We start from the raw sequence: 21891 nt of genomic DNA, 5'->3' as shown, positions 1-21891 counted from the left end.
CCGCCCCATGTTTTGGTAAAAAATCCGCGTGTTACGATCACATGTTCGGGTAGTTTGGCCCGTCACCACCTTGCGGCGTCACCCATGTGATATTTTGGCTCGGATCTTTGATGTCACAGGTTTTGCAATGCACGCAGTTCTGGAAGTTCACAACAAAGCGTGGGTCTTTGCCTTCTTCTTCAACAATTTCGTACACGCCAGCAGGACAGTAGCGCTGCGCAGGTTCAGCAAACTTTGTCAGGTTAACCGTGACCGGAATGGCTGCGTCTGCCAAACGCAAATGGCACGGCTGGCTTTCTTCGTGATTGGTCATCGAGAAGCTGACATTGGTCAAACGGTCAAACGACAACTTTCCGTCAGGCTTCGGGTAATCGATCGGCTTGTGCTTACTTGCCTCTTCGGTCGCTTCGGCATCGTTTTTGCCGTGTTTGACGGTACCAAACAGAGAGAAACCAAGGGTGTTGGTCCACATATCCAAACCACCGAGCATCAAGGACGCGGTCAGCCCCCACTTGGACCAGATGGGCTTCACATTGCGGACCTTCTTCAGGTCTTTGCCAATGGCACCGCTGCGCACTTCGGTTTCGTAAGCGCTCAGTTCGTCGCCAGAACGTTCAGCCTTGATCGCATCAAACGCCGCTTCTGCCGCCGCTTTACCCGAAAGCATGGCATTGTGGTTACCTTTGATGCGCGGCACGTTGACCATACCCACTGAGCAGCCAAGCAATGCCACACCAGGCGCGACCATCTTCGGCATGGATTGATAACCACCTTCGGAAATTGCCCGCGCGCCGTATGCAACGCGCTTGCCGCCTTCCAATAGCTCCGCAATCTTCGGGTGATGCTTGAAGCGCTGAAATTCCATGTAAGGGAAAAGGTGCGGGTTTTTATAGTTCAGGTGCACAACAAAGCCGACATACACCTGATTGTTTTCCAGGTGATAGATAAAGGAACCGCCGCCTGCGTTGCTGCCCAGCGGCCAGCCCATTGTATGGGTCACTTCGCCGAGGTTGTGTTTGACCGGGTCGATCTCCCAGATCTCTTTCATGCCAACGCCAAACTTTTGTGGTTCTTTGCCGTCCTGAAGGTTGTATTTCGCAATCACCTCTTTGGCGAGGGATCCACGTACGCCTTCAGACAGGAAAACATATTTGCCGTGCAGCTCCATGCCAGGCTCAGTGTTGGGGCCATAAGATCCGTCTTCTTCCAGGCCAAAGACGCCTGCAACAACACCTTTGACTTCGCCATTGTCGCCATAGACCAGCTCGGAACAGGCCATGCCCGGGAAGATTTCGACACCAAGCTCTTCCGCTTGCTCCGCCATCCAACGGCAGACATTGCCCATCGACACAATGTAGTTGCCGTGGTTGTTCATCAACGGTGGCATCGGGAAGTTCGGCACGCGGATTTCGCCTGCTTCGCCCAACATGTAAAAGTTGTCTTCTTTCACCGGCGTGTTCAGCGGCGCGCCTTTGGCCTTCCAGTCAGGAATCAGCGCATCCAAACCGCAAGGATCCAAAACAGCACCCGAAAGAATATGCGCGCCGACTTCGGACCCCTTTTCCAAGACCACAACATCAAGGTCCGCGTCCAATTGCTTCAGACGGATCGCTGCTGACAGGCCTGCTGGACCTGCACCAACGATGACAACGTCATACTCCATGGCTTCGCGTTCGATTTCCGACATTGGCTTCCCTTCCCGGATCGCTGGGTAATTTTCTTTCGCATCTGCTAGCCTGACTACAATCAATCCGTCAATCGGAACCCCACGACATTTCGACCCATTTGAGTAATTTTGCAGCAGTGCAGCATAATTCCTCTTGCATTGGCTTCCACTCTTGCATTTGAAAGCGGTCTCAGGGCACTCTGCCGAGCTAGTACGTAATACAGACTGCCGCCCATCTCTTTCGGCGGCCAATGACCAACGAGACCGCACCCATGGAAAAAATACCAATGACCCGCGCCGGCCACACGGCGCTTGAAGCGGAATTGAAACAGTTAAAAACGGTGGAACGCCCCGCGATCATCGAGGCGATTGCCTCTGCGCGCGAGCTTGGCGACCTGAAAGAAAACGCGGAATACCATTCCGCGCGTGAAAAGCAGGGCTTCATCGAAGGCCGCGTCAAAGAGCTTGAAGCGGTGATTGGCCTGGCAGAAGTGATTGATCCAGCAACGCTGTCTGGCGCGATCAAATTTGGCGCAACAGTGACTTTGGTGGACGAAGACACCGACGAAGAAAAAACCTGGCAGATTGTTGGCGAACACGAAGCCAACATTGAAAAAGGCCTGCTCAACATCAAGTCCCCTATCGCCCGCGCCCTGATTGGCAAAGAAGAAGGCGACAGCGTTGAAGTACGCACGCCCGGTGGCGAAAAAAGTTACGAAGTTCTAAGTATTTCTTTTCAGTGAACCAGATAGTTAAGATGCGGCCCCGCATGAAAGACGACACAGACTCTCAGTCAACCCCGCTGGGAATTTATGACAAACCAAGCGGCCCTAAAGTCACCTCAATTGAGCTCATTGCGGTGGGCCTGAGCTTTGTTTGGCTTGTCGGATCTGTCGTGTTCTTCCTTGTGCTGGAACATAACCCTGTTGACGGCGCCAGCGGGCTTCAATTCCTGATGACCCTTTTGGCGGTCTTTATGCCCGTCGCAATGATTTGGGTCGCAGCCACAGCCGCACGGTCATCTCGTGTGATGCGTGAGGAAAGTGCCCGCCTTCAAGCCGCGATAGATGCCATGCGCCGCACTTACGTCAATCAGGCGCAAGGCGTTCAGGCACAGCAAGGTGTTGAGCCGTCAGTTGCAAAAAAACTCGATGAGATCGCGGCAGCGACGCGCAAGACAGAAACCGCACTGGCTACGTTCTCTTCCAGCCGCGAGCGGGACGACAGTATCCGCAAACCCACAGAAATCGACGTTCCGGTAGATGATCTGGCGGACCAAGGCACGTTGGCTTTGGGCACGCCAGCGGAGGAGCTATCTCCTCCGCTGCCCCGAACAGACTTCATTCAAGCCCTGAACTTCCCGGAAAACGCGGACGACGCGGAAGGCTTTGCGGCTCTGCGCAAGGCATTGCGGGATCGACAATCAGCACAGCTCATTCAAGCAAGTCAGGACGTGCTAACCCTGTTGAGCCAAGACGGTATCTACATGGATGACCTACGCCCTGACTTGGCACGCCCGGAAATTTGGCGCCGGTTTGCAGCGGGTGAACGCGGCAAGCCAATTGCCGCGCTCGGGGGCGTTCGGGATCGCAGCTCTTTGGCCCTGGCCGCGGGTCGCATGAAACAAGACCCAATCTTCCGCGATGCCGCGCACCACTTCTTACGCCGCTTTGACAAGTGCTTTGTAGAGTTTGAGGAAACAGCGACCGACGCCGACATTGCGGCGCTCTCCGAAACCCGCACCGCACGCGCGTTTATGTTACTAGGGCGCGTCGCCGGGATTTTCGACTAAAACACAAAAAGGCGCTCTACGGAGCGCCTTTTCTTTACAGCCCAAAAGCAGAATACGGATAGTAGAGCACCTCCGTGCCCCCCTGTATCTGCATGGCCTCGTCCGGCAGCTCGACCAGCCCTTCCGCCCAGCTCAACCCACTGATCCGCCCAGAGCCCTCAGACGCAAAAACCTCCGCACGCCCATCCCGCAAACGGGCACGCAAATACTCTCGCCGACCCGCTTTCTTGGACTTAGCAAATGCTGCTGGCACCCTCAATCCTACGGGGTCATGCCAACCCGCGCCGCCCATCACATCCATGGCCGGCTTGGCGAAAATGAGTGTACAGACTTTGGCAGCCACAGGATTCCCAGGCAACCCAAACACCGGAGTGCCATGCCACATCCCCAAAGCCAGCGGGCGTCCCGGCTTGATAGCCAACCGCCACAGCGTCATGGACCCGGTCTCGTTAAGCAAAGCAGACATGTGGTCTTCATCACCGGCAGACGCGCCACCAGAGGTCAGGATCATATCCGAGTTGTTGGCGGCCTTGTCTAAGAAGCCTTTCAACCCCTCCCGATCGTCAGGCGCGCGCCCCATGTCGATTGGCTCAAAGCCAAACTGTGCAATCATAGCCAGCAACATCGGGCGATTGGCGTCAAAAATTTGATCCGGACGAGCTGTACTTCCCGGCTCAGCCAGCTCGTCGCCGGTCGAGACCACCGCCACGCGTAAGCGCTTGAAAACGGGGAGCTCTGACACACCTGTGGCTGCCGCCAGAGCCAAATCGGCTGGTGTGATACGTCGGCCTTGCGCAAGAATTGCCCCGCCTTTGGCGACGTCTTCGCCAGCCTTCCGTGTGTTGCTTCCCCGTTTTAGAGGGCCGTGAAAGGCAATGGCCTGCCCATCAGTCGTTACATCTTCTTGCAGGATCACCGTGTCGACACCTTCGGGCACCGTGGCACCGGTCAGGATCCGCACCGCATGCCCTTCGGGCAATGCTCCTTCAAATGGTTCGCCAGCTGCAGAGCGACCGTCCACCAAAGGCACCGTTTGTGGCCCCTCTTTGATTTCAGCATGACACAGACCGTAGCCATCTACGGCGGAATTTGGCTGTGGCGGATTGGACCGAAGCGCCAAAACATCCTCTGCCAAGACCCGCCCCAACGCCTGATAAAGCGGCACGGTTTCCGTTCCAACACAGACCTGGAGCCGCTCTTTCAAAAGCGCAAGCGCTTCGGATACCGGCGTCCAATGCGTGTCGGCAGGCAGGGAAAAGCAGTCATTTTTTAGCGGCGGTGGCACCAGCTCGTTTCGTTTCGACATGCAGGCCTCCAACGGACTGAGTTACGTAGACAAACCCAGGTCGGACAAAATAAAGTCCGCTATTTCTTTTGTGTTGTTCAGGTCAAAAATCGGCTTCTCATTGTCCAGGGGAACATCACTGGCAATTGCGCGAATGGTGGGATCCTCTGGCGAAATCAATGCATTGCCGGTCTCTTGACGATGTGCTTCCACCTTTCGGTGCGCGTCTCGCTTATACCCTTCAACCAGCACGAGGTCGACATCTGACAATTTGGTGAGCAACTCCTCCAGCGTGGGTTCGTCCTCATCACGCAACTCATGCATCAAAGCCCAGCGGCTTTTGCTTGCCAATAGAACTTCGCGTGCGCCCGCCACACGATGGCGATGGCTGTCCTTGCCGGGATGATCCACGTCGAAACTGTGGTGGGCGTGCTTAACGGTAGACACACTAAAACCGCGGTCGGTGATTTCCGTCACCAAGCGTTCCATCAGTCCTGTTTTGCCCGAGTTCTTCCACCCGACAACGCCATAGATTTGCATTGTTATTTTATCTCTCCAGCAATCCGGCGCGCCTCTTCGAGGTCTTCCGGTGTATTCACATTAAAGAAGGGGTCTATCCCGCTTTGCACAAAGGCTGCTTGACCTGCATCATGTTTGTCGGTCCAGATCACAACTTTTCGCAAGCCATTTTCCAACGCCGCCCGCAAATCATCCCGTAACGCAACTGGCCAAAGACCAAAGGTGGGTTGCCGCCATACCTTTCCTTCCGGTTCGCCGGAGGCGGCCAAGGCCAGTGGATGCAAACGCCCCTCAGAAGCCAGCAACAATTGCGGCACCAAATCACATGGAAAAAATGGCGTGTCCGCAGCTGCGGTCACAATGGCTTCCGCACCTTGCTCCGCCGCCCAGTCCAGCCCCGCCAAGACACCAGCCAACGGCCCGGGAAACTCGGCCAAGGAATCCGGAAGCACCGGCATATCGAGGTCGTCAAACCGCGTTGGATCGCCGTTAGCGTTGATTGCCATGCCCGCCACCTGCGGCTCCAGCCGATCAATGACGTGCTGCAAGATAGTCTTGCCACCAAGAGACAAGCGTCCCTTGTCACCGCCCCCCATACGGGTCGCTTGCCCGCCAGCCAGAATTAAACCAAGAGGTTGCTTCATTTGCGAAATCCCCCTTTGCGGTTATGTTTCTTGGCCTCATCCGGCACACTCGAGGGATCGACGTCGCGCAGCAGGCGCTCCTCACCACTCAGACAGACAAACCGCTGGCCACGCATGCGGCCAATCACGGTCAAACCAACCTGCCGCGCGATCTCCACCCCCCATGCAGTGAACCCCGACCGAGAGGCCAAAACCGGAATGCCCATCAACGCGCATTTGATCACCATTTCAGAGGTCAATCGCCCAGTGGTGTACATAATTTTGTCCGCTGCTGTTTCTCCATTCTGAAACATCCAGCCGGAGATTTTGTCCACCGCATTATGTCGACCAACGTCTTCCATATAGACCAAAGGGCGCGCGCCTTGGCACAGCACCGTGCCGTGGATGGCCCCGGCTTCGAGATACAACGACGGCGTCCGATTGATGGTGTTGGCAAGCGCATAGAGGTCGCTGGTTTTGACCTGCGTCTGCGGCAGCTCTACCCCCTCAAGCCCTTCCATCATATCACCAAAAACAGTGCCCACAGCGCACCCGGACGTGCGTGTCTTTTTCTTCAGTTTTTCTTCGTGATTGGTCTCGGTTTCAGTGCGCACAACAACCACTTCAAGTTCTTCGTCATAATCCACCCGCGCGACAACATCGGCGTCGCGCAACATGCCCTGATTGCGCAAGAATCCAACCGCCAGATACTCGGGATAATCGCCAATGGTCATGGCCGTTACAATTTCCTGACTGTTGAGGTAAATTGTCAGAGGCCTCTCTTCTACAACGGAAATTTCCGTTTTTTGGCCAAGGTGATCGGTGCCAGTGACGGCACGTGTCAGGCGCGGCGCCTTGGGATCAGGGGCAATCACATATTGAGCCAGGTCCGGCGTATCTGCCATGGGTGTTCTCCGTCGGTTTGCAGGCAACCTAGTGATGATTTTTTTGCATTGCCACCATCAATAACTTTGCTGCGACTTTACGTTCGCAACGCTTGCGCAGCCTGCACCAACTCGCTACCTCGACAAAGGTACATTTCAGCGAGGCTATTATGGCGTCATATTGGGATAGGTCCACCTTCTGGCGCGGCTTCCGGGATGGGTTGCCGTTTGTCCTCGTAGTGGGGCCGTTTGGCATGTTGTTTGGCGTAGTGGCCACCGAGGCGGGGCTGCCTTTGGTGCAGGTCATGAGCTTCTCGATTGTGGTCATTGCGGGGGCCGCGCAATTCACGGCTTTGCAACTGATGGCGGACAATGCGCCGACATTGGTGGTGATCGCCTCAGCCCTCGCTGTGAACCTGCGCATGGCGATGTATTCTGCCTCCATGACCCCGCACTTGGGTGCCCTGCCCGCGTGGCGGCGGGCGTTGGTGGCGTATAGTTTGGTGGACCAAAGTTACGCGCTTTCGGTCATGGAGTATGAGAAACGGCCAAAAATGACACTGGCTCAAAAAACCTCTTATTTTGCGGGGGTTATCTCTCCGGTTCTGCCAAATTGGTATCTCGCCACACTCGTCGGCGCATTGGTTGGGCAGTCCATTCCGGACAGCTTTGCGCTCGATTTTGCGGTCCCGATCACCTTCTTGGCGATGATTGGCCCGATGCTACGCACAAAGGCGCATATTGCGGCGGCGGTGGTGTCTGTGATTTGCGCACTGCTCTTTGCCTTCCTGCCATGGAACCTTGGTTTGATCGTGGCTGGCATTGCCGGAATGGTAACTGGCGCATTTGTGGAATTACGCATCGAAAACAAGGACATGCCATGAGCGAGAGCACAACCATCTGGGTGATCATTGTCGCCATGGGCCTGGGCAGCTTTGGTCTGCGCTACCTGTTTTTGGGCGTGATCGGCGACCGTGAGATGCCGGAATGGGTGCTGCGACACCTGCGCTACACCGCTGTCGCCGTACTGCCAGGATTGGTGGCACCGCTTGTGCTGTGGCCTGCGGCAACGGAAGGGCAACCTGATCCTGCACGCCTGGCAGCTGCGGCTGTGACGCTCGGGATTGGCTATGTCACCAAGAACGTTTTGGCAGCCATTTTTGGCGGCGCGGCGACGTTGTTTTTGGGGCTGTATTTCCTCTAAAATCCACGTCGGTATTGCGTCGGTATCACGACTGTTTTGCGACTGTGGCGATGCGCGCACAAAAAAGCGCCCCGTGGGGCGCTTCTGTGCATCATTTACCAAGTGCTACTGACGTTCGTATTCCGGCACAAAGGCCGCGAGTACCTTGGACTTGTCATCATCGTCATACTCAAACAGACGATCATAAGTCGCGCCTTTGTCGGCAAAGTAGTCCATCAGCTTGCGCGGATAATAAGACTGCGGTGCGTCCTCAAACCCTGGCAGTGTCTGCAGCAGTGCCGATGTTGATTTTGCACATTGGGCTTCTGTGACCGGCCCCAAAGTCTGCGCCTTGCGCAAGGCCATCTCTGCCACCTGTGGACTCACATCGATAGACTGCACCACCACATGGTAGGTCTCCCGCGCATGGAAGCGGGTGTATTGATCCACCATGTAAGGCGTCATACCGTAGACAACATCGTTTTTGGCAACGATGGCGCCTTCTTTGCGGAAGGAGCCTGCCGGATCAAAAGCGACCCGTTGGCTGCCGTTGATCATCAACGACGTATGGGCGCCAGATCCGCTCTCGTTGGAGATCATTGTGTAGAGCGTCAGCTGTCTGGGGCCGTCATGCACATAGCGCGCAGCCTCCACAGCGGCATCCGGTGAGTTGTCCGACACCGGATTGCGCACCGAACACGCGGACACAGAGGCCACCAGCACCAAAAGCGCCAAACCACGAACCAAAACATTCATAAAAGGGCCCCCCCGCCCGATGCGATCAGCTGTTGAAGATCGCCAGGAAAATCAGAACGCCGATTGCAGCAACCGACACATATGTGGAGGCCTTGATGAATCCTGCAAATGCTTTTTCTTGAGCGTCGATGTTCATCGAACCGTGCTTGTGTTCCGCCATGGGAGTAATCCTTCCTGTCTGCTTAAAGCGCTGGATAGCTGATTCATCTGATCCTGTCACCCACTCAGGTGTCGCAGGAAGTGATCTCGGCCTCAGGCGCTGTCTTTCTTGAGGCCTTCAGCCAGGCGGAAGCCAATCCGCGAAGGCGCTTCGTCGGTGTCTTTCTGTTTCGGCAAGGCCCGCAGCATCACGTTAAGCTGGCTGACGTGTTGGACCAGCTGGGTTTTGATGCCGCTGCTGTCGGTGCCGTAGAAGGTCACGATATCTGGATCAAAGAAGCCCATGCCCTCAATGCGCAGCACGCCAGCTTCGCCGCCCACGAAACCCATCGCCACTTCGTGTTCGTTATCCAGCTGCTTTTCGAAGTTCTGGATATAGAGGATCAGGCGTTCGTAGGCCCATTCCGCAGCGCTTTTCTGCTTCACCGGTTGTTTGGCAATGTCTTCGGGCACCGCCACGGTTTCAGCATCAGGGTCAGAATGCACTTCGTATAAGCGTGGCAAAGCCTCCGCTTCGATGGCCTCTGCGGTGGTTTTGATGTCGTCAGTCATAGGTGTTCGCGCCTGTTATTCGATCCGTTGCCATAGATACGCGCCGTCTTCGCGCGTGGTGCGGCTTACGTCGCCAACTTGGTAAAGATGGTTGAGATGTGCAAGGGCTTCAACAAGCGCAAGCCCGTAAGCCCCGCCATCAATTTGGCGTTTGAACAGCGGCAAGAAACATTCAGCGGCAGTTTGTGGCGTGTCGAGATGCTCGACAAGCCGCTTGAGCGCGCCATGGTGGTTGTCGATCAACTGCCGCATACGCAGGGGCGCACCGGTGAACGGCAGCTTGTGGCCACCAAGGATCAATTGGTCATCGCGGGCGTATTGCTTGAGCCTTTCGCAGGCTTCGAGCCAATCGGCCACAGGATCCGCTTCAGGTTCTGTCGCATAAACACCGATGTTGGAGCTGATTGAGGGCAGAATCTGATCGCCGGACAGCACAAGGTTGTCGTCCTGTGACCAGAAGGTGGCGTGCTCCGGCGCGTGGCCATTGCCGATATGTACGGTCCATTTGCGACCACCCATTTCGATCACGTCATCCTGCTTGATGCGTTTAAAGCCCAGGGGCATCGGAGTAACCACATCGGCAAAATTGAAAGGCCGTTCGCTGGATCGCTGATTGTAGATCTCTTCATCCATGCCGCAGGCACGGTAAAAATCCAGCGTTTCCTGGCGTGGCACGGCTTGTTCGTCCAGTTGCAACATGCGCGCAAACAACCAAGCGGTGCGCGTGGTCCAGAGGCTGGCGCCGTATTCAAATTGAAACCATCCGGCGAGACCCACGTGATCTGGATGGTGATGGGTCACCACCACGCGGGAGATCGGCTTGCCGCCCAAGGGGCCGGCCATCAGGGTCTCCCAGATGCCTCGGCCACGCTTGCTATCAAACCCAGTGTCGACAATGGTCCAGCTGTCGCCCTCGTCCAGCGCGTAGACATTGACGTGGTCGAGCTTCATCGGCAGCGGCAGACGCATCCAGAGGACACCTTTGGCCACCTCGATGGCTTCTCCCTCAGCTGGAGGGGTGTCCCAAGGATAGCGGATGCCTGCCGCGCCATCTTGCATCAGGCCGCGCCCAGATCTTCGGCAGTGATCGCGTAGAGATCCTCTGCGCCCTGCATCGCGTGGACCAGCACACCGGCGTGCTCTGGCAACAGGCGTCGGATGTAGAACTTCGCCAGCTTGCTGCGTGGACCTTCGCCCCCTTCGGCAATGGCAGCGCGCAGGTGGTAGTAGCCCCCCAGCACACGGGCAAAGCCGCGTAGGAAAGGCACGGAGCCGGCAAAGCGGTCGTTCATGTTGCCTTGGGCGACCATCCATTCGGTGGCTTCGCGCAGGGTTTCGGTGGCCTGCCACAGAGGCTCGGCCAGATCAGCCATGCTTTCGCGGACCTTCTCGGCGCAGTCTTCGATTTCATCGAGCAGCGCATAGGCGGCGTCACCACCGTCCATCAGTTTACGGGCCACAAGATCCATAGACTGAATGCCGTTGGTGCCCTCATAAATCGCGGTCACACGTACATCACGAGAGAATTGCGCGGCGCCGGTTTCCTCAATAAAGCCCATGCCGCCGTGCACTTGCACGCCGTCCTCAGAGACTTTGATGCCCACGTCGGTGCCAAAGGCTTTGGCAATGGGAGTCAGGAAGGCCGCGCGGGCTTTCCATTCTTTTTCACCTGTGGCGGTGCCCATGTCGATGGCAACTGCGCAGGCCATTTCGATGGCGCGGGCCGCAAAGATATCGGCTTTCATACCCGCCAACATGCGGCGCACGTCCGCGTGGTCAATGATGGTGCCGCCACCCTCAACCGGGGTGCGTCCTTGCTTGCGCTCGAGCGCATACTCCAGCGCCATTTGGTAGGCGCCTTCGGCCGCGCCAACGCCCTGACCACCGACGCCAAGGCGGGCGTTATTCATCATGGTGAACATACATTTCATGCCATCATGGGCGTCGCCAACAAGCCAGCCTTTGGCGTTGTCAAACTGCATCACGGCAGTTGGAGACCCGTGCAGGCCCATTTTGTGCTCGAGGCTGACCACACCCAGGGTGTTAGCCACGCCGGGATTACCTGCCTCGTCCGGGATGTATTTGGGCACGATGAAGAGGCTGATGCCTTTGGTGCCGGGCACACCGTCAGGCAGACGAGCCAGCACCAGGTGGCAGACGTTGCCGGTGAAATCGTTGTCGCCCCAGCTGATGAAGATCTTCTGACCGGAGACAGCATAAGAGCCATCATCGTTTGGCACAGCTTTGGAGCTCAACGCGCCCACGTCAGAGCCTGCGGCAGGCTCGGTCAGGTTCATGGTGCCGGCCCATTCGCCGGTGATCAGCTTTTCCAGATAGGTGGCTTTGATCTGCTCGGACGCGTGATGCTCCAGTGCTTCGATCTGGCCCTGGGTCATCAGCGGGTTGAGTTGCAACGAAAGGCAGCCCGCCGCCATCATTTCGTTCACTGCGGTGGTGATGGTGTGTGGCAGGCCCATGCCGCCGTATTCCGGCGACGCTCCGGTGGAAATCCAGCCGCCTTCGGCAATGGCCTTATAAGCGTCGGCAAACCCGGGAGAGGTGCGCACAACGCCATTTTCCAACACCGCCGGGGTGAGGTCACCATTGCGGTTGATTGGCGCCATGACCTCGTCAACCATCTTGCCTGCTTCGAGCAGGATCGCCTCAGTTGTGTCACGGTCCGCATCGGCAAAACGCTCAGTTGCGGAGACATTTGCAAAATCCACCACGTGATCAAAAAGGAACTGGAAATCGGTTACTGGGGCGCGAAAGGGCATCTGTCTCTCCGGCAGGCTTGGCAATAAGTGCTGCTGCTTGTATGCAGCTTTGGGCCTTACGGTAAGGGTCTTGTTGAGACGATCACAGAAAAACGCAGCGTCACAGGAGCGCCTCTTGGACACAGAAATCCTCTCCCCTGATGACTCAGGATATGCGCGTGCAGCATCGGTTCTGCGGGGTGGCGGATTGGTGTCGTTCCCCACGGAAACCGTATATGGGCTTGGCGCAGACGCGCGTCAGGACAAGGCCGTGGCGCGGATTTTTGAGGCCAAAAACCGCCCAACCTTCAATCCGTTGATTGTACATGTGGCGGATGTGGCTGCGACAAAACGCTACGTAAAATGGACCGATATGGCGGACCGGCTGGCCGCCGCCTTCTGGCCCGGGCCGCTCACCCTTGTGCTGCCATTGCGAGATGATTCTGGATTGTCGCCACTGGTGACAGCCAACCTGCCAACCCTAGCAATTCGCGTGCCGGAACACCCCGTGGCGCGGGCCTTGCTCAGCGAATTTGACGGGCCAGTGGCCGCGCCGTCGGCCAATCCATCAGGCAAAATCAGCCCCACCCGCGCCCAACATGTGGTCAACGGGTTGTCCGGTCGGATCGAGGCTGTGGTAGACGGTGGCGAGTGCGGCGTTGGTGTGGAAAGCACCATCCTTGGATTGTTTGACGAACCCACATTACTGCGCCCCGGCGGCTTGCCGCAGGAAGCTATAGAAGCCGCTTTGGGACGTCCGGTTCTCATCCGCTCGGAGGCAGATCCGCTGACCGCCCCCGGGCAGATGTTGTCGCACTATGCGCCGGGCGCGTCGGTGCGCTTGAATGCGGTTGAGATTGCGGAAGATGAGCGCCTCCTGGGATTTGGCAAAGTTGACGGGGCTGCTTTGAACCTCAGCGCCGCGGGCGATTTGACCGAAGCAGCGGCCAACCTTTTCCACCATCTGCATGCTTTGGATGCTGACGGGGACGCGCCAATTGCGGTTTCACCCATTCCTGACCACGGTCTTGGCCGTGCGATTAATGACCGTTTGCGCCGCGCGGCCGCGCCTCGAGACAGTTAAAGACAAAGAGGGTCTTAAGCGTGACCAGCTGCGGAGCTGAGCGTCAGGGGATCCACCCCAATGCTTTTTAAAGCTTCAGCCCATTTGTCTGAATTGCTTGTTTCAAAGACAATCTGGTCGGTGGCATCAGCGACCAACCAGCCATTGTCGCCAATCTCATTTTCCAGTTGCCCCGGCCCCCAACCGCTATAGCCCAGCAAGGTGAGCGCCTTATGCGGGCCCAAATCCTGCGCCATGTCGTCGAGGATGTCCTGAGTTGTGGTCAACGCGAAGGTTGCCCCAACCTTCAAGTTTGACAGATCAGATTTATACTCCGGCGAGTGCAACACAAAGCCACGACCGGTTTCCACAGGTCCGCCAAAATGCAGCGTGGATGTGGCGTCAGGGGACTTGGGTTCGATAGAGAGTTGATCGAACAGATCAGACAGGTTCACGCCGTCAATCGCCTTATTCACAATCAACCCCATGGCCCCGTCTGAGGAATGGGCGCAGAGGAACACAACGGAATGGGCAAAGCGCGGGTCACTCATGCCTGGCATGGCAATGAGAAGCTGTCCGGTCAAATCCATTTGCGTGTCAGTGTCTTGTGTTGTGTCCAAGGGGACCTCATACGTTGAATGTCGACGCCTGCTTTCAACATGTGTCCCGCAGAGGTTAGACGCAAGAGGTAAGCAAACTGTTTCAATCGCTCGCGGTTTTCTGATCGGATTGTGAGTTGGTTTTCGGGGCGCAATGGCGCATGTGTTGCCTATGACCAAACGTTCCCTCCTCCCCTCTCTGGCGCTTGCGGCGCTGATGGCCCCTGCCCTCGCCCCCATCGAAGCTACGGCCCAATCCTTTGACCAAGTGGTGCAGGCCGAAGTGTTGCCGGGGTGGCGGGATTCGGATGGCACCCATATGGCAGCGGTGAAAATCACCCTGAACCCGGGGTGGAAGACCTATTGGCGGGCGCCGGGAGATGCGGGTATTCCGCCACAGATCACCTGGAACGGATCGCGCAATATAGGGTCTGTCTCCTTGGCGTGGCCCACGCCGGAAGTGTTCGACCAAAATGGCATGCGCTCGATTGGTTATACCGACGCTCTGGTATTGCCGATAAAGATTTCGCCAAAAGATGCGGGCAAGCCCGTCCGTGTGAAGGCCACGCTCGACATCGGCGTCTGCCGCGAGATCTGTGTGCCGCAGCGGCTGAAGGTCAAGGCAGAGTTGCCGCCCAGTGGGGCACGCGATGCGGAGATCACCGCGGCGCTGGTGGATCAGCCTTTGACAGCGCGTGAGGCTGGCGTGGGCAAGGTGACTTGCAAGCTTACGCCGACCTCAAACGGTGTGGCGCTGAAGGCGACCATTCATATGCCCAGCGCGGGTGGTGCTGAAGTGGCCGTGGTGGAAACCGCCGATCGAAAGGTCTGGGTGGCGGAAGGCACCACCAAGCGGCAGGGTGGCGCCTTGGTGACCGAAACCGAGATGATGCATGTGGACGCCAGTTCTTTCATGGTGAACCGCGCTGATCTGCGGTTCACTGTGCTGGGTGCCAACCATGCGGTGGATATTATCGGCTGTTCAGGCTGAGGCCGCTTTACGCCAAACGCGTAAGATCATCCAAGCGACGCCAACCAAATACCCGCCAACCGAAATCAACCACGCGCCGACAAGGAACAGCAACAGCGCCGGGAATGCGCTGTTGAAGGTATCCGTGGGCAGGCCGGTTTGGGCCAGAAGCGGGTGGATTTCACCGTTCAGCAACACCCAACCAAAAGTGGCGACCAGCCACGCGGCAATGACCGTGGCGCAGAGGAAGACACCTGCGCGGATGCCTTTTGCGCGAGGGGCGCGTCGCAAAGCCTGCATTTGGCGGGTGAAGTCATACTGAATCGCCACCAATGCTGGCACCACCAGCAGCACAAGGAACATGCCAAAACCCAGCCCATAGACCAGCGTGATCACGGTGGGTTTGAGGAACTGCGCTTGGGCGCTGCGCTCAAACAGCAGAGGGGCAAGGCCTAACACGGTGGTGGCTGTGGTCAGGAACACCGGGCGCAAGCGGTCCGCCGCGCCGTCAATGATCGAGGGGATCACGCCACGGTCCTTGGCGTAGTCGTCGATGGTGGTGATCAGCACGATGCTGTCGTTGATGATGATGCCTGTCATGCCCAGCAGGCCAACTACGGTGAACATCGACAGCGGCACATCGTGCCACCAATGGCCGTATATGGTGCCGACCAAGCCAAAGGGGATGATCGCCATGACCACCATGGGACGGGTCCAGCTGGAGAATACCCAGGCGAGCACCAGATAAATGCCAGCAAGACAGAGGATCAGACCCGAGCGGGCGTCATTGAGGAATTCATCTTCCTGCTCCGCCAAACCTGCGAGCCGCCACTCGACCTGTTTTTCGCTGGCAATGGTTGGCAGAATATCGACGCGCAACTGCTCTAGGATGGCTTCGGCGCGGGCGGGATCATCCTCAGAAATATCGCCGGTCACGGAAATCAAGCGTACGCCGTTTTCGCGGCGCACCGTCGAAAACCCAGTGCGGCTTTGCACAGTCACAACATCCGCGAGCGGCACATAGGCGCCGTTGGGCGTGCGCATCAGGCTGCCTTCGAGGAAGTCCGCCGTCAGTTCGCCTTCGGGCAGTTCGATACGGATGGCGGCGCTGCGTGGACCATCGGGGTAAGTTGCGGCTTCGATGCCATTGAGACGGTGGCGCAGCACGCGGCCCAGCGCGTCGATAGAGAAGCCCAAAGCGCGGCCTTGCGGGGTTAATTCAAGGATCAACTCTTCTTTATCGTAACTGAGATTGTCCTCCACGGCGGAGACCTCGCCAAACTCTTCCAGCGCAGTCTTTAAGGCTTCGCTGGCGGATTTGAGGGTTTCGCTGTCGGCGCCATAAAACTGCACGTCCAGCGCATCACCACCGGGACCAGAACGCCAGCCGCGGAAGCTCACGGTTTCCACCAAAGGATGACGCGCGACGCGGTCTTGCAGCTCTCCGACAAAGGCAAAGCTGGAATAGGGGCGCAGGTCGGCGTCGATGAGTTCAATGGCAATGCCGCCCAAGAGGTCAGGGTCAAGGCTTTCAGACCCCGGCAGAGAACGGCCGGAATTCCCACCGATTTCGGCAATCACATAGTCCAGCGGATTGCGGCCGTGGCGCTCTTCGTATTCTTTGCCTAGTTCTTCTGTGGCGCGCTGCATCTCTTTCATCATCGCGAGGCTGTCCGCCCGGGTGGCGCTTGGCAACATGGCGAAGTTGCCGGTGACAGACCCGCGCTCAGGCGCGTTGAAGAAACGCCACTTCACGTCGCCGCCAATGAACAATGCCGCTTGCGTGGCCAATGCAACAACCGCGATCGCCAGTATGGGGTAGCGTGCCCAGATCACAAAGCGCATGAAAGGGCGGAACAGGGTTTCTCGGACCCATCGGAAGCCTCGGTTTACCACGCGGGACGGCACATCGTACCAATGCTCCTTGGCGGAGTTCTTGATCGCATGGGCCATGTGGTGCGGCAGGATCAGGAAGCATTCCACCAGCGAGGCCATGAGCACCACAATCACCGTAAAGGGGATGTCCGCAATAAGGTCGCCAAACCGCCCGCCAATGGCGGTGAGGCCAAAGAACGCGATCACGGTGGTGATGGTGGAGGAAAACACCGGCAGCGACATCCGCTTGGCAGCGTTTTCGGCGGCAACAAAAGGCGGTTCATTCAACCGTCGCGCGCGGGCGTCGGCGTGTTCGCCCACCACAATTGCGTCATCGACCACGATGCCAAGCGTGATGATTAGACCAAAGAGCGAGATCATGTTGATCGTGAGCCCGGCGGCATACATCAATGCCACGGCGGCAAACATCGCCGTTGGTATGCCTGCGGCCACCCAGAAAGCGGTGCGGGCGTTCAAGAACAGGAACAGCAGCACAATCACCAGCGCCAGCCCCATCAACCCGTTGTCGATCAGCAGGTTGAGACGGCCGGTGATGGCTTCTGCGCGGGTGCGGATCAACTCGAGTTTCACGCCCTGGGGCAAGGTCGCCTGCATCTCTGCGGCCACCTCTTCCACGGCGCGTTGCATGGCGATGGCGTCGCCTGCATCGGTACGGTCGACGCGGATCGACATGGCCGGATCGTCGCCCACAAAGTACGTGCGATTGCGATCCACGCCCTCGACCCGCACGGTGGCCACATCATCCACGGTCAGCTTGGTGCCGTCGGAATTGGAGCGCAGGGCAATGCCAGCAATCTCATCGGGCGCGCGTTTCTCAACACCGGTGCGCACACGGGCAAAGGCACCGGTCACGTCGCCTGCAGGGTCAGCGTTGACCTCCTGGGCCACAGCCTGCGCGATTTGCTCCATTGTGATGTCGTGGGTGATTAAGTCCACCGAAGAGACTTCCACAATGGTCTGGCGTTCCGCCAAACCGCGAATGGTGGTGCGGGTCACGCCTTCGGCATAAAGCCGCGTGACAAACTCATCCGCGAAACGGGCAATCTGGTTCACATCCACGGGGCCAGTAATGACCACATCGGTGACGCGATCGCGCCAAGCGCCCCGTCGTACTGTTGGGTCCTCGGCCTCTTCCGGCAAGGTATTCACGGCATCCACAGCCACCTGCACGTCATCAGTGGCCCGCGCCATGTCCCAGCCGGGTTCAAAATCAAGCGTGATGCGGGCGCTGCCTTCGGTGGAGCGCGACGCGGTGCTTTCCACACCTTCCACAGCCAACAGAGCGGGTTCCATAACCTGCACAATAGCGGCGTCGACATCTTCGGCCCCTGCCCCTTCCCATGCAATGGACACGGAGACATTGTCGATCACAACATCAGGGAAAAACTGCGCCCGCATGCGGGGCATGGCGGCGATGCCGGCAAGGATCAGCACCACCAAAAGCAGGTTTGCGGCGGTGGCGTGTCGGGTGAAGTAGCTCAGAATGCCGCTGGCGCGGTCGCCAATTTCTCGCATGGCTTAGCCTCCCATCCGGCTGCGCAGGCGTTCGACCATACGTGCGGGTACTTCCGGCTGGCTAAGCGCCTGTAACATGCGTTTTTTGGCGTCTGACGGAATGCGCCCATTGGACTCGATTGCGGCAACAAACTTGGCGCGTTCCTCATCACTCAAAGCGACCATGGCTGGGGCGTCGGGGATTTTCTCTCCGCCGGTCAATGGTTTCACGGCGATACCTTCGCCCAGAAGTGGCGTGCGACGGGTGACCACTTGCTGGCCCGCCAAACCGCGCCCCCGGACCAGAACATCGTCGCCCTGGCGGCGCACAAGGCGCACATTTTGCGTGGTCAGGCGATTACCTTCGCCCACGACCAGTACTTCGCTGACCGCGTTGATAGAGGTTGCAGGCAGGCGGATCACGTCCTCAAGTTCTGGTTCACGCACACGTACAGTGACAAAATCACCCGGCTTCAAGCCACGGGGGGCGTCCAATCGCGCGTACAAAACCCGCCCAGTTTGGCCTTCGCCAACTGCAGCGGCGTCACGGGTGATCACACCGGTGGCCGTCAGATCGGCGCCCAGCACATCCATGGCCACATTGACCTCAGCCCGATGCAGATTGTTGGCGTCATCCAGCAGCCGGGCATATTGCGTGGTCGAGACACGAAACGCCACTTCGAGCGCTTCGGCGTCAATCAGCGTGGCGAGGCGTTCGTTCATGGAAACCAACCCGCCCTGTACAATATTGACCTCAGACAGTGTGCCGGAGAAGTCAGCGGTGATGACAGTGTCGTCTAGGTCTTTCTGTGCTTCCGCCAGCTGAATTTTGGTGCGGTCCAAACGGGTTGCCGCCTGATCCACACGCGCTTCTGCTTGGGCCAGCGCACGGCGGTTAGACAGCACCGATTGACGTGCGGCCGCCTGAGCCAGTTCCGCCACTTCCACAGAGGCTGCGGTGCCCACGCCCCGATCTTGCAAGTCAATTTGACGATCAAAGGCCTTTTGACGTAGACCCAATTGCGCCTCAGCAGATTTCAATTCGTCCTGCGCCAGGATCAGGGTGCGATCAGCATCGCGCTGTTCGGCTTCGGCGTCCAGTAAGTCAGCGGCAATCCGATCCAGGGCATAGCGGGCTTTGGTGGGGTCGATTTTGGCTAGAACCTCACCCGCATTGACAGTGGCGCCGTCTTCAAAGTTCTCAGACAGGAATATCACCGTGCCCGCCGCAGCCGCGCGCACCTCCAGAGAGCGGCGGCTGTGCACCTCACCAAAAGCCACGAGTTCTGGCGTTTCGGCACCGGGTTCTGCGATTTTCACATTGACGGTGAAGACGCGCTCGCGCGCAGGTGGGCCTTTGCTCTCTTGCGCCATGCGCTCTTCCACCGCGTTCATCACAAGGCTGCCCGCATAGAGGATCAAAGCCACAGTGGCCGAGAGCAAAAACAGCCCCGTCAGACTTTGCCGCAAAAATCTCATCTGCCTCGCCTCCCAGCGTCGGTGGTACAGTCCATGATGCGCCTGCCCGGACCAAAAGCCAAGGCACGCTAAGGTGATACGGATGTCTGCGAACGTTCCGTCACATTTTTTGTCAAAAAAAATTGCGGAGGCGCAAGATTATTTGCTGCGCTTCAAATGCTCGTCCAGCCGCGGCATGATTTCCACAAAGTTGCAGGGCATGTGGCGATAGTCCAGCTGGTACTTCAAGATTTCGTCCCAGGCGTCTTTGCAGGCGCCGGGGCTGCCGGGCAGCGCAAAGAGATAGGTGCCTTTGGACACACCGCCCGTGGCGCGGGACTGCACGGCGGAGGTGCCAATTTTCTGCATCGAAACCATGGTGAAGACCGTGCCAAAGGCCTCGATCTCTTTTTCATAGACGTCGCGGTGGGCCTCCACGGTCACGTCGCGTCCTGTGAGGCCAGTGCCGCCGGTGGAGATGATCACATCAATGGCCGCATCCGCGCACCATGTCCGCAATTGGTCCGCGATCTCGGCCCGCTCATCTTTGATGATGGCGCGGTCGGCCAGAACGTGGCCCGCCTCTTCCAGCCGGGCCACCAGAGTGTCGCCGGAGCGGTCTTGGCTGAGGTCGCGGCTGTCGCTCACTGTCAGGATAGCGATCTTCACGGGGATGAAGGTTTTGCTTTCGTCGATGCGGCCCATGGCAGTCTCCTAGGCGGATGGGGCGATGTCAAACCACGTGCCGGTGGGGCCGAGGTTCACAACTTTGGACGGGCCAACCTGAGACGCCTGACCCCAACAATCGTGGATATGACCACATAGGACCAAGGGCGGCGCAATGCGCTCAATTGCCTCAAGCACCGCTGTGGAACCAAGCGACAGGCCGGTGGAGGTGACATCAACATGGCCTTTTGGCGGCGAGTGGCTGATCAGGATGTCAGCGGCGTCACAGGCAGCCAGCATTTTGGCGGCGGTGGGCTCATCAATATCACAGGACCAGTCTTTGAACGGCGTGACAGGCACAGCGTATCCGAGGCCAAAGATGTTGAGGCCTTCGAAAGTTGTCGCCTCGCCGTGCAGGACTGTGGCGTTGCTGGGCGCAGCGGCGCGCAGTTCGTCTTCGCTTTCGTTGTTGCCCGGCACCATAACGATCGGCGCGGTGATGCCTGCGAGCAGGTCTAAGGCTCCTGGCAGGTCTATGCGGTGGTTTGTAAAATCGCCAGCGGCAATGACCAAATCCGCGTCCTGGCTCATCTCAACAAGGCGACGGGCCGCAAGGGCTGCGCGGTGCAGATCGGAGAAGGCGAGGATTTTCATGGGGTCGTGTCCAGTTTGGCTTTGAGGCTCAATAGGTCGGCCCATGCTTCGCGCTTTAATGCCGGACGGCGCAGCAAGTCAGCGGGATTCGTCATCGGCAGCACAGGTTTGTCAAATTCGGTTTGCCACTGTCCACGTGCGCGGTTGATGCCGCGTTGGCCAGTGACACATTCTAAGGCGGCGTTGCCCATCACCACAATAAAGTCGGGCGCCACCAGTTGGATATGGCGCTCCAGAAATGGGCGCATCATTTTCAGCACTGGGGCCGGCACTTCCCCACCACGTTGCGCGCGCCAAGGCAATACCGGCGCAATATAGAGCGCATCCTTGCTCATTGGCACATCACGGCCCATGTCGATGGCAGCAAACATTTTGTCAAACAGCGTCCCTGCGCGGCCCACAAACGGTTTGCCCTCGCGGTCTTCGTCACGGTCCGGCGCGTCACCAATGATCATCACGCGGGCGGCTGGATTGCCATCGGCAAAGACCAGATTGCGGGCGCCGCGCTTCAAGTTGCAGTGCTCAAACTGCGCTATCGCTTGCTCCAGTGCGGCGAGATCCCCAGCGGCCTTTGCCGCCTTTTCCGCCTCGGCGACCGGATCGATCTTAGGTCTGCGTACCGGCGCGGCAGGTGTTTCCGGCAGAGCGGCGGCAGCAGCCTTTTTCTTGGGGTCTTCTTTGGGCACCTCATAGCGGTCCAGAGGCGCGTCCAGAATGGCTTCGGTGGCGCCGAGTTCCACATGCCATTCCAGCAAGGCGCGCGCCGTATGATAGTCCAATGCCGATTCCATGGCCGCAGAGTAGACCGGCAGCCGAGCAGACAAAAGAGCGCATAGCCTCCGATCCCGAAGACGGGCGCTTGCCCCGCCCCCTCACCCTTCTTATAAGCGGTCCAATCTCGGCAAAAGGAGCAGCA

Annotated in this window: 22 protein-coding genes; 6 read left to right on the top strand and 16 right to left on the bottom strand. The window is 58.2% G+C overall.

Annotation, left to right across the window (positions count from 1 at the left end):
- Positions 1 to 37 precede the first annotated feature (37 nt).
- A complete protein-coding gene (locus JXR15_RS15335) occupies positions 38 to 1687 on the bottom strand; it encodes an electron transfer flavoprotein-ubiquinone oxidoreductase (RefSeq protein WP_422054079.1) in 1650 nt (549 codons plus the stop codon).
- Between the two features lie 251 nt (positions 1688 to 1938).
- Between JXR15_RS15335 and greA the strand changes: the two genes are divergently transcribed.
- A complete protein-coding gene (greA, locus tag JXR15_RS15330) occupies positions 1939 to 2409 on the top strand; it encodes a transcription elongation factor GreA (protein WP_422054078.1) in 471 nt (156 codons plus the stop codon).
- Positions 2410 to 2435: 26 nt separating this feature from the next.
- Positions 2436 to 3458 (top strand): hypothetical protein, encoded by a 1023-nt coding sequence (locus JXR15_RS15325; RefSeq protein ID WP_422054077.1) that lies wholly within the window; start codon positions 2436 to 2438, stop codon positions 3456 to 3458.
- A gap of 34 nt (positions 3459 to 3492) precedes the next feature.
- Here JXR15_RS15325 and glp read toward each other — a convergent pair whose 3' ends face one another.
- Genes glp through fdhD form a run of 4 tightly spaced genes read right to left on the bottom strand, consistent with a single transcriptional unit; the run spans position 3493 to position 6790 of the window.
- Positions 3493 to 4764 carry a gephyrin-like molybdotransferase Glp gene (glp, locus tag JXR15_RS15320; RefSeq protein WP_422054076.1) on the bottom strand — a complete coding sequence of 424 codons (1272 nt, stop codon included), beginning with the start codon at positions 4762 to 4764 and terminating at the stop codon, positions 3493 to 3495.
- 21 nt (positions 4765 to 4785) lie between these two features.
- Positions 4786 to 5283 carry a molybdopterin-guanine dinucleotide biosynthesis protein B gene (gene mobB, locus JXR15_RS15315; RefSeq protein ID WP_422054075.1) on the bottom strand — a complete coding sequence of 166 codons (498 nt, stop codon included), beginning with the start codon at positions 5281 to 5283 and terminating at the stop codon, positions 4786 to 4788.
- Positions 5284 to 5285: 2 nt separating this feature from the next.
- Positions 5286 to 5906 (bottom strand): molybdenum cofactor guanylyltransferase MobA, encoded by a 621-nt coding sequence (gene mobA, locus JXR15_RS15310; RefSeq protein ID WP_422054074.1) that lies wholly within the window; start codon positions 5904 to 5906, stop codon positions 5286 to 5288.
- Positions 5903 to 6790, bottom strand: a complete 888-nt coding sequence (gene fdhD / locus JXR15_RS15305; protein WP_422054073.1) for a formate dehydrogenase accessory sulfurtransferase FdhD — start codon at positions 6788 to 6790, stop codon at positions 5903 to 5905. The genes mobA and fdhD overlap by 4 nt, the downstream gene beginning before the upstream one ends.
- A gap of 149 nt (positions 6791 to 6939) precedes the next feature.
- Here fdhD and JXR15_RS15300 point away from each other — a divergent pair, with 149 nt between their 5' ends.
- Complete coding sequence (locus JXR15_RS15300; RefSeq protein ID WP_422054072.1) at positions 6940 to 7653, top strand: AzlC family ABC transporter permease; 714 nt, start codon at positions 6940 to 6942, stop codon at positions 7651 to 7653.
- Positions 7650 to 7973: an AzlD domain-containing protein gene (locus JXR15_RS15295; RefSeq protein WP_422054071.1), complete on the top strand. Its 324-nt coding sequence runs from the start codon at positions 7650 to 7652 to the stop codon at positions 7971 to 7973. Before JXR15_RS15300 ends, JXR15_RS15295 begins: the two co-directional genes overlap by 4 nt.
- Before the next feature lie 105 nt (positions 7974 to 8078).
- On the opposite strand, the gene JXR15_RS15290 is transcribed toward JXR15_RS15295, so the two are convergent.
- From JXR15_RS15290 to JXR15_RS15270, 5 genes are all read right to left on the bottom strand, one after another.
- Positions 8079 to 8708, bottom strand: a complete 630-nt coding sequence (locus tag JXR15_RS15290) for a hypothetical protein (RefSeq protein WP_422054070.1) — start codon at positions 8706 to 8708, stop codon at positions 8079 to 8081.
- A gap of 25 nt (positions 8709 to 8733) precedes the next feature.
- The gene (locus JXR15_RS15285; RefSeq protein ID WP_299418673.1) at positions 8734 to 8868 is read right to left on the bottom strand and encodes an aa3-type cytochrome c oxidase subunit IV; all 135 of its coding nucleotides are present in this window, start codon (positions 8866 to 8868) and stop codon (positions 8734 to 8736) included.
- Between the two features lie 92 nt (positions 8869 to 8960).
- A complete protein-coding gene (locus tag JXR15_RS15280; protein WP_422054069.1) occupies positions 8961 to 9419 on the bottom strand; it encodes a DUF6173 family protein in 459 nt (152 codons plus the stop codon).
- 15 nt (positions 9420 to 9434) lie between these two features.
- Positions 9435 to 10478: an MBL fold metallo-hydrolase gene (locus tag JXR15_RS15275; RefSeq protein ID WP_422054068.1), complete on the bottom strand. Its 1044-nt coding sequence runs from the start codon at positions 10476 to 10478 to the stop codon at positions 9435 to 9437.
- Complete coding sequence (locus JXR15_RS15270) at positions 10478 to 12196, bottom strand: acyl-CoA dehydrogenase (protein ID WP_422054067.1); 1719 nt, start codon at positions 12194 to 12196, stop codon at positions 10478 to 10480. The genes JXR15_RS15275 and JXR15_RS15270 overlap by 1 nt, the downstream gene beginning before the upstream one ends.
- A 115-nt stretch (positions 12197 to 12311) precedes the next feature.
- Here JXR15_RS15270 and JXR15_RS15265 point away from each other — a divergent pair, with 115 nt between their 5' ends.
- The gene (locus JXR15_RS15265; protein ID WP_422054066.1) at positions 12312 to 13259 is read left to right on the top strand and encodes an L-threonylcarbamoyladenylate synthase; all 948 of its coding nucleotides are present in this window, start codon (positions 12312 to 12314) and stop codon (positions 13257 to 13259) included.
- 14 nt (positions 13260 to 13273) lie between these two features.
- Here the strand turns inward: JXR15_RS15265 and JXR15_RS15260 are convergent, their stop codons facing one another.
- On the bottom strand, positions 13274 to 13828 hold the full coding sequence (locus JXR15_RS15260; RefSeq protein WP_422054290.1) for a YqgE/AlgH family protein: 555 nt from the start codon (positions 13826 to 13828) through the stop codon (positions 13274 to 13276).
- Between the two features lie 181 nt (positions 13829 to 14009).
- Between JXR15_RS15260 and JXR15_RS15255 the strand changes: the two genes are divergently transcribed.
- Positions 14010 to 14828 (top strand): protein-disulfide reductase DsbD domain-containing protein, encoded by an 819-nt coding sequence (locus JXR15_RS15255; protein WP_422054065.1) that lies wholly within the window; start codon positions 14010 to 14012, stop codon positions 14826 to 14828.
- Here JXR15_RS15255 and JXR15_RS15250 read toward each other — a convergent pair.
- From JXR15_RS15250 to JXR15_RS15230, 5 genes are all read right to left on the bottom strand, one after another.
- A complete protein-coding gene (locus JXR15_RS15250; RefSeq protein ID WP_422054064.1) occupies positions 14820 to 18218 on the bottom strand; it encodes an efflux RND transporter permease subunit in 3399 nt (1132 codons plus the stop codon). The genes JXR15_RS15255 and JXR15_RS15250 overlap by 9 nt on opposite strands.
- A gap of 3 nt (positions 18219 to 18221) precedes the next feature.
- Positions 18222 to 19676: an efflux RND transporter periplasmic adaptor subunit gene (locus JXR15_RS15245; RefSeq protein ID WP_422054063.1), complete on the bottom strand. Its 1455-nt coding sequence runs from the start codon at positions 19674 to 19676 to the stop codon at positions 18222 to 18224.
- Positions 19677 to 19814: 138 nt separating this feature from the next.
- The gene (gene moaB / locus JXR15_RS15240) at positions 19815 to 20360 is read right to left on the bottom strand and encodes a molybdenum cofactor biosynthesis protein B (protein WP_422054062.1); all 546 of its coding nucleotides are present in this window, start codon (positions 20358 to 20360) and stop codon (positions 19815 to 19817) included.
- Positions 20361 to 20369: 9 nt separating this feature from the next.
- A complete protein-coding gene (locus tag JXR15_RS15235) occupies positions 20370 to 20975 on the bottom strand; it encodes a metallophosphoesterase family protein (protein WP_422054061.1) in 606 nt (201 codons plus the stop codon).
- On the bottom strand, positions 20972 to 21766 hold the full coding sequence (locus JXR15_RS15230; RefSeq protein WP_422054289.1) for a uracil-DNA glycosylase: 795 nt from the start codon (positions 21764 to 21766) through the stop codon (positions 20972 to 20974). The genes JXR15_RS15235 and JXR15_RS15230 overlap by 4 nt, the downstream gene beginning before the upstream one ends.
- Between the last annotated feature and the right edge of the window lie 125 nt (positions 21767 to 21891).

Source organism: Shimia sp., from assembly GCF_049116215.1.
In the GTDB taxonomy this organism is placed as follows: domain Bacteria; phylum Pseudomonadota; class Alphaproteobacteria; order Rhodobacterales; family Rhodobacteraceae; genus Shimia.
The sequence above is the reverse complement of the archived record's forward strand: the minus strand, read 5'-3'. Positions and strand labels throughout refer to the sequence as shown.

Coding starts and splice junctions, on each gene's coding strand:
- JXR15_RS15290 (WP_422054070.1), bottom strand. CDS start 8,708: ATGAATGTTTTGGTTCGTGGTTTGGCGCTTTTGGTGCTGGTGGCCTCT.
- moaB (WP_422054062.1), bottom strand. CDS start 20,360: ATGGGCCGCATCGACGAAAGCAAAACCTTCATCCCCGTGAAGATCGCT.
- JXR15_RS15250 (WP_422054064.1), bottom strand. CDS start 18,218: ATGCGAGAAATTGGCGACCGCGCCAGCGGCATTCTGAGCTACTTCACC.
- JXR15_RS15260 (WP_422054290.1), bottom strand. CDS start 13,828: ATGGATTTGACCGGACAGCTTCTCATTGCCATGCCAGGCATGAGTGAC.
- JXR15_RS15270 (WP_422054067.1), bottom strand. CDS start 12,196: ATGCCCTTTCGCGCCCCAGTAACCGATTTCCAGTTCCTTTTTGATCAC.
- JXR15_RS15325 (WP_422054077.1), top strand. CDS start 2,436: ATGAAAGACGACACAGACTCTCAGTCAACCCCGCTGGGAATTTATGAC.
- JXR15_RS15295 (WP_422054071.1), top strand. CDS start 7,650: ATGAGCGAGAGCACAACCATCTGGGTGATCATTGTCGCCATGGGCCTG.
- JXR15_RS15300 (WP_422054072.1), top strand. CDS start 6,940: ATGGCGTCATATTGGGATAGGTCCACCTTCTGGCGCGGCTTCCGGGAT.
- mobB (WP_422054075.1), bottom strand. CDS start 5,283: ATGCAAATCTATGGCGTTGTCGGGTGGAAGAACTCGGGCAAAACAGGA.
- greA (WP_422054078.1), top strand. CDS start 1,939: ATGGAAAAAATACCAATGACCCGCGCCGGCCACACGGCGCTTGAAGCG.
- JXR15_RS15280 (WP_422054069.1), bottom strand. CDS start 9,419: ATGACTGACGACATCAAAACCACCGCAGAGGCCATCGAAGCGGAGGCT.
- fdhD (WP_422054073.1), bottom strand. CDS start 6,790: ATGGCAGATACGCCGGACCTGGCTCAATATGTGATTGCCCCTGATCCC.
- JXR15_RS15245 (WP_422054063.1), bottom strand. CDS start 19,676: ATGAGATTTTTGCGGCAAAGTCTGACGGGGCTGTTTTTGCTCTCGGCC.
- JXR15_RS15230 (WP_422054289.1), bottom strand. CDS start 21,766: ATGGAATCGGCATTGGACTATCATACGGCGCGCGCCTTGCTGGAATGG.
- JXR15_RS15275 (WP_422054068.1), bottom strand. CDS start 10,478: ATGCAAGATGGCGCGGCAGGCATCCGCTATCCTTGGGACACCCCTCCA.
- JXR15_RS15335 (WP_422054079.1), bottom strand. CDS start 1,687: ATGTCGGAAATCGAACGCGAAGCCATGGAGTATGACGTTGTCATCGTT.
- JXR15_RS15255 (WP_422054065.1), top strand. CDS start 14,010: ATGACCAAACGTTCCCTCCTCCCCTCTCTGGCGCTTGCGGCGCTGATG.
- mobA (WP_422054074.1), bottom strand. CDS start 5,906: ATGAAGCAACCTCTTGGTTTAATTCTGGCTGGCGGGCAAGCGACCCGT.
- glp (WP_422054076.1), bottom strand. CDS start 4,764: ATGTCGAAACGAAACGAGCTGGTGCCACCGCCGCTAAAAAATGACTGC.
- JXR15_RS15235 (WP_422054061.1), bottom strand. CDS start 20,975: ATGAAAATCCTCGCCTTCTCCGATCTGCACCGCGCAGCCCTTGCGGCC.
- JXR15_RS15285 (WP_299418673.1), bottom strand. CDS start 8,868: ATGGCGGAACACAAGCACGGTTCGATGAACATCGACGCTCAAGAAAAA.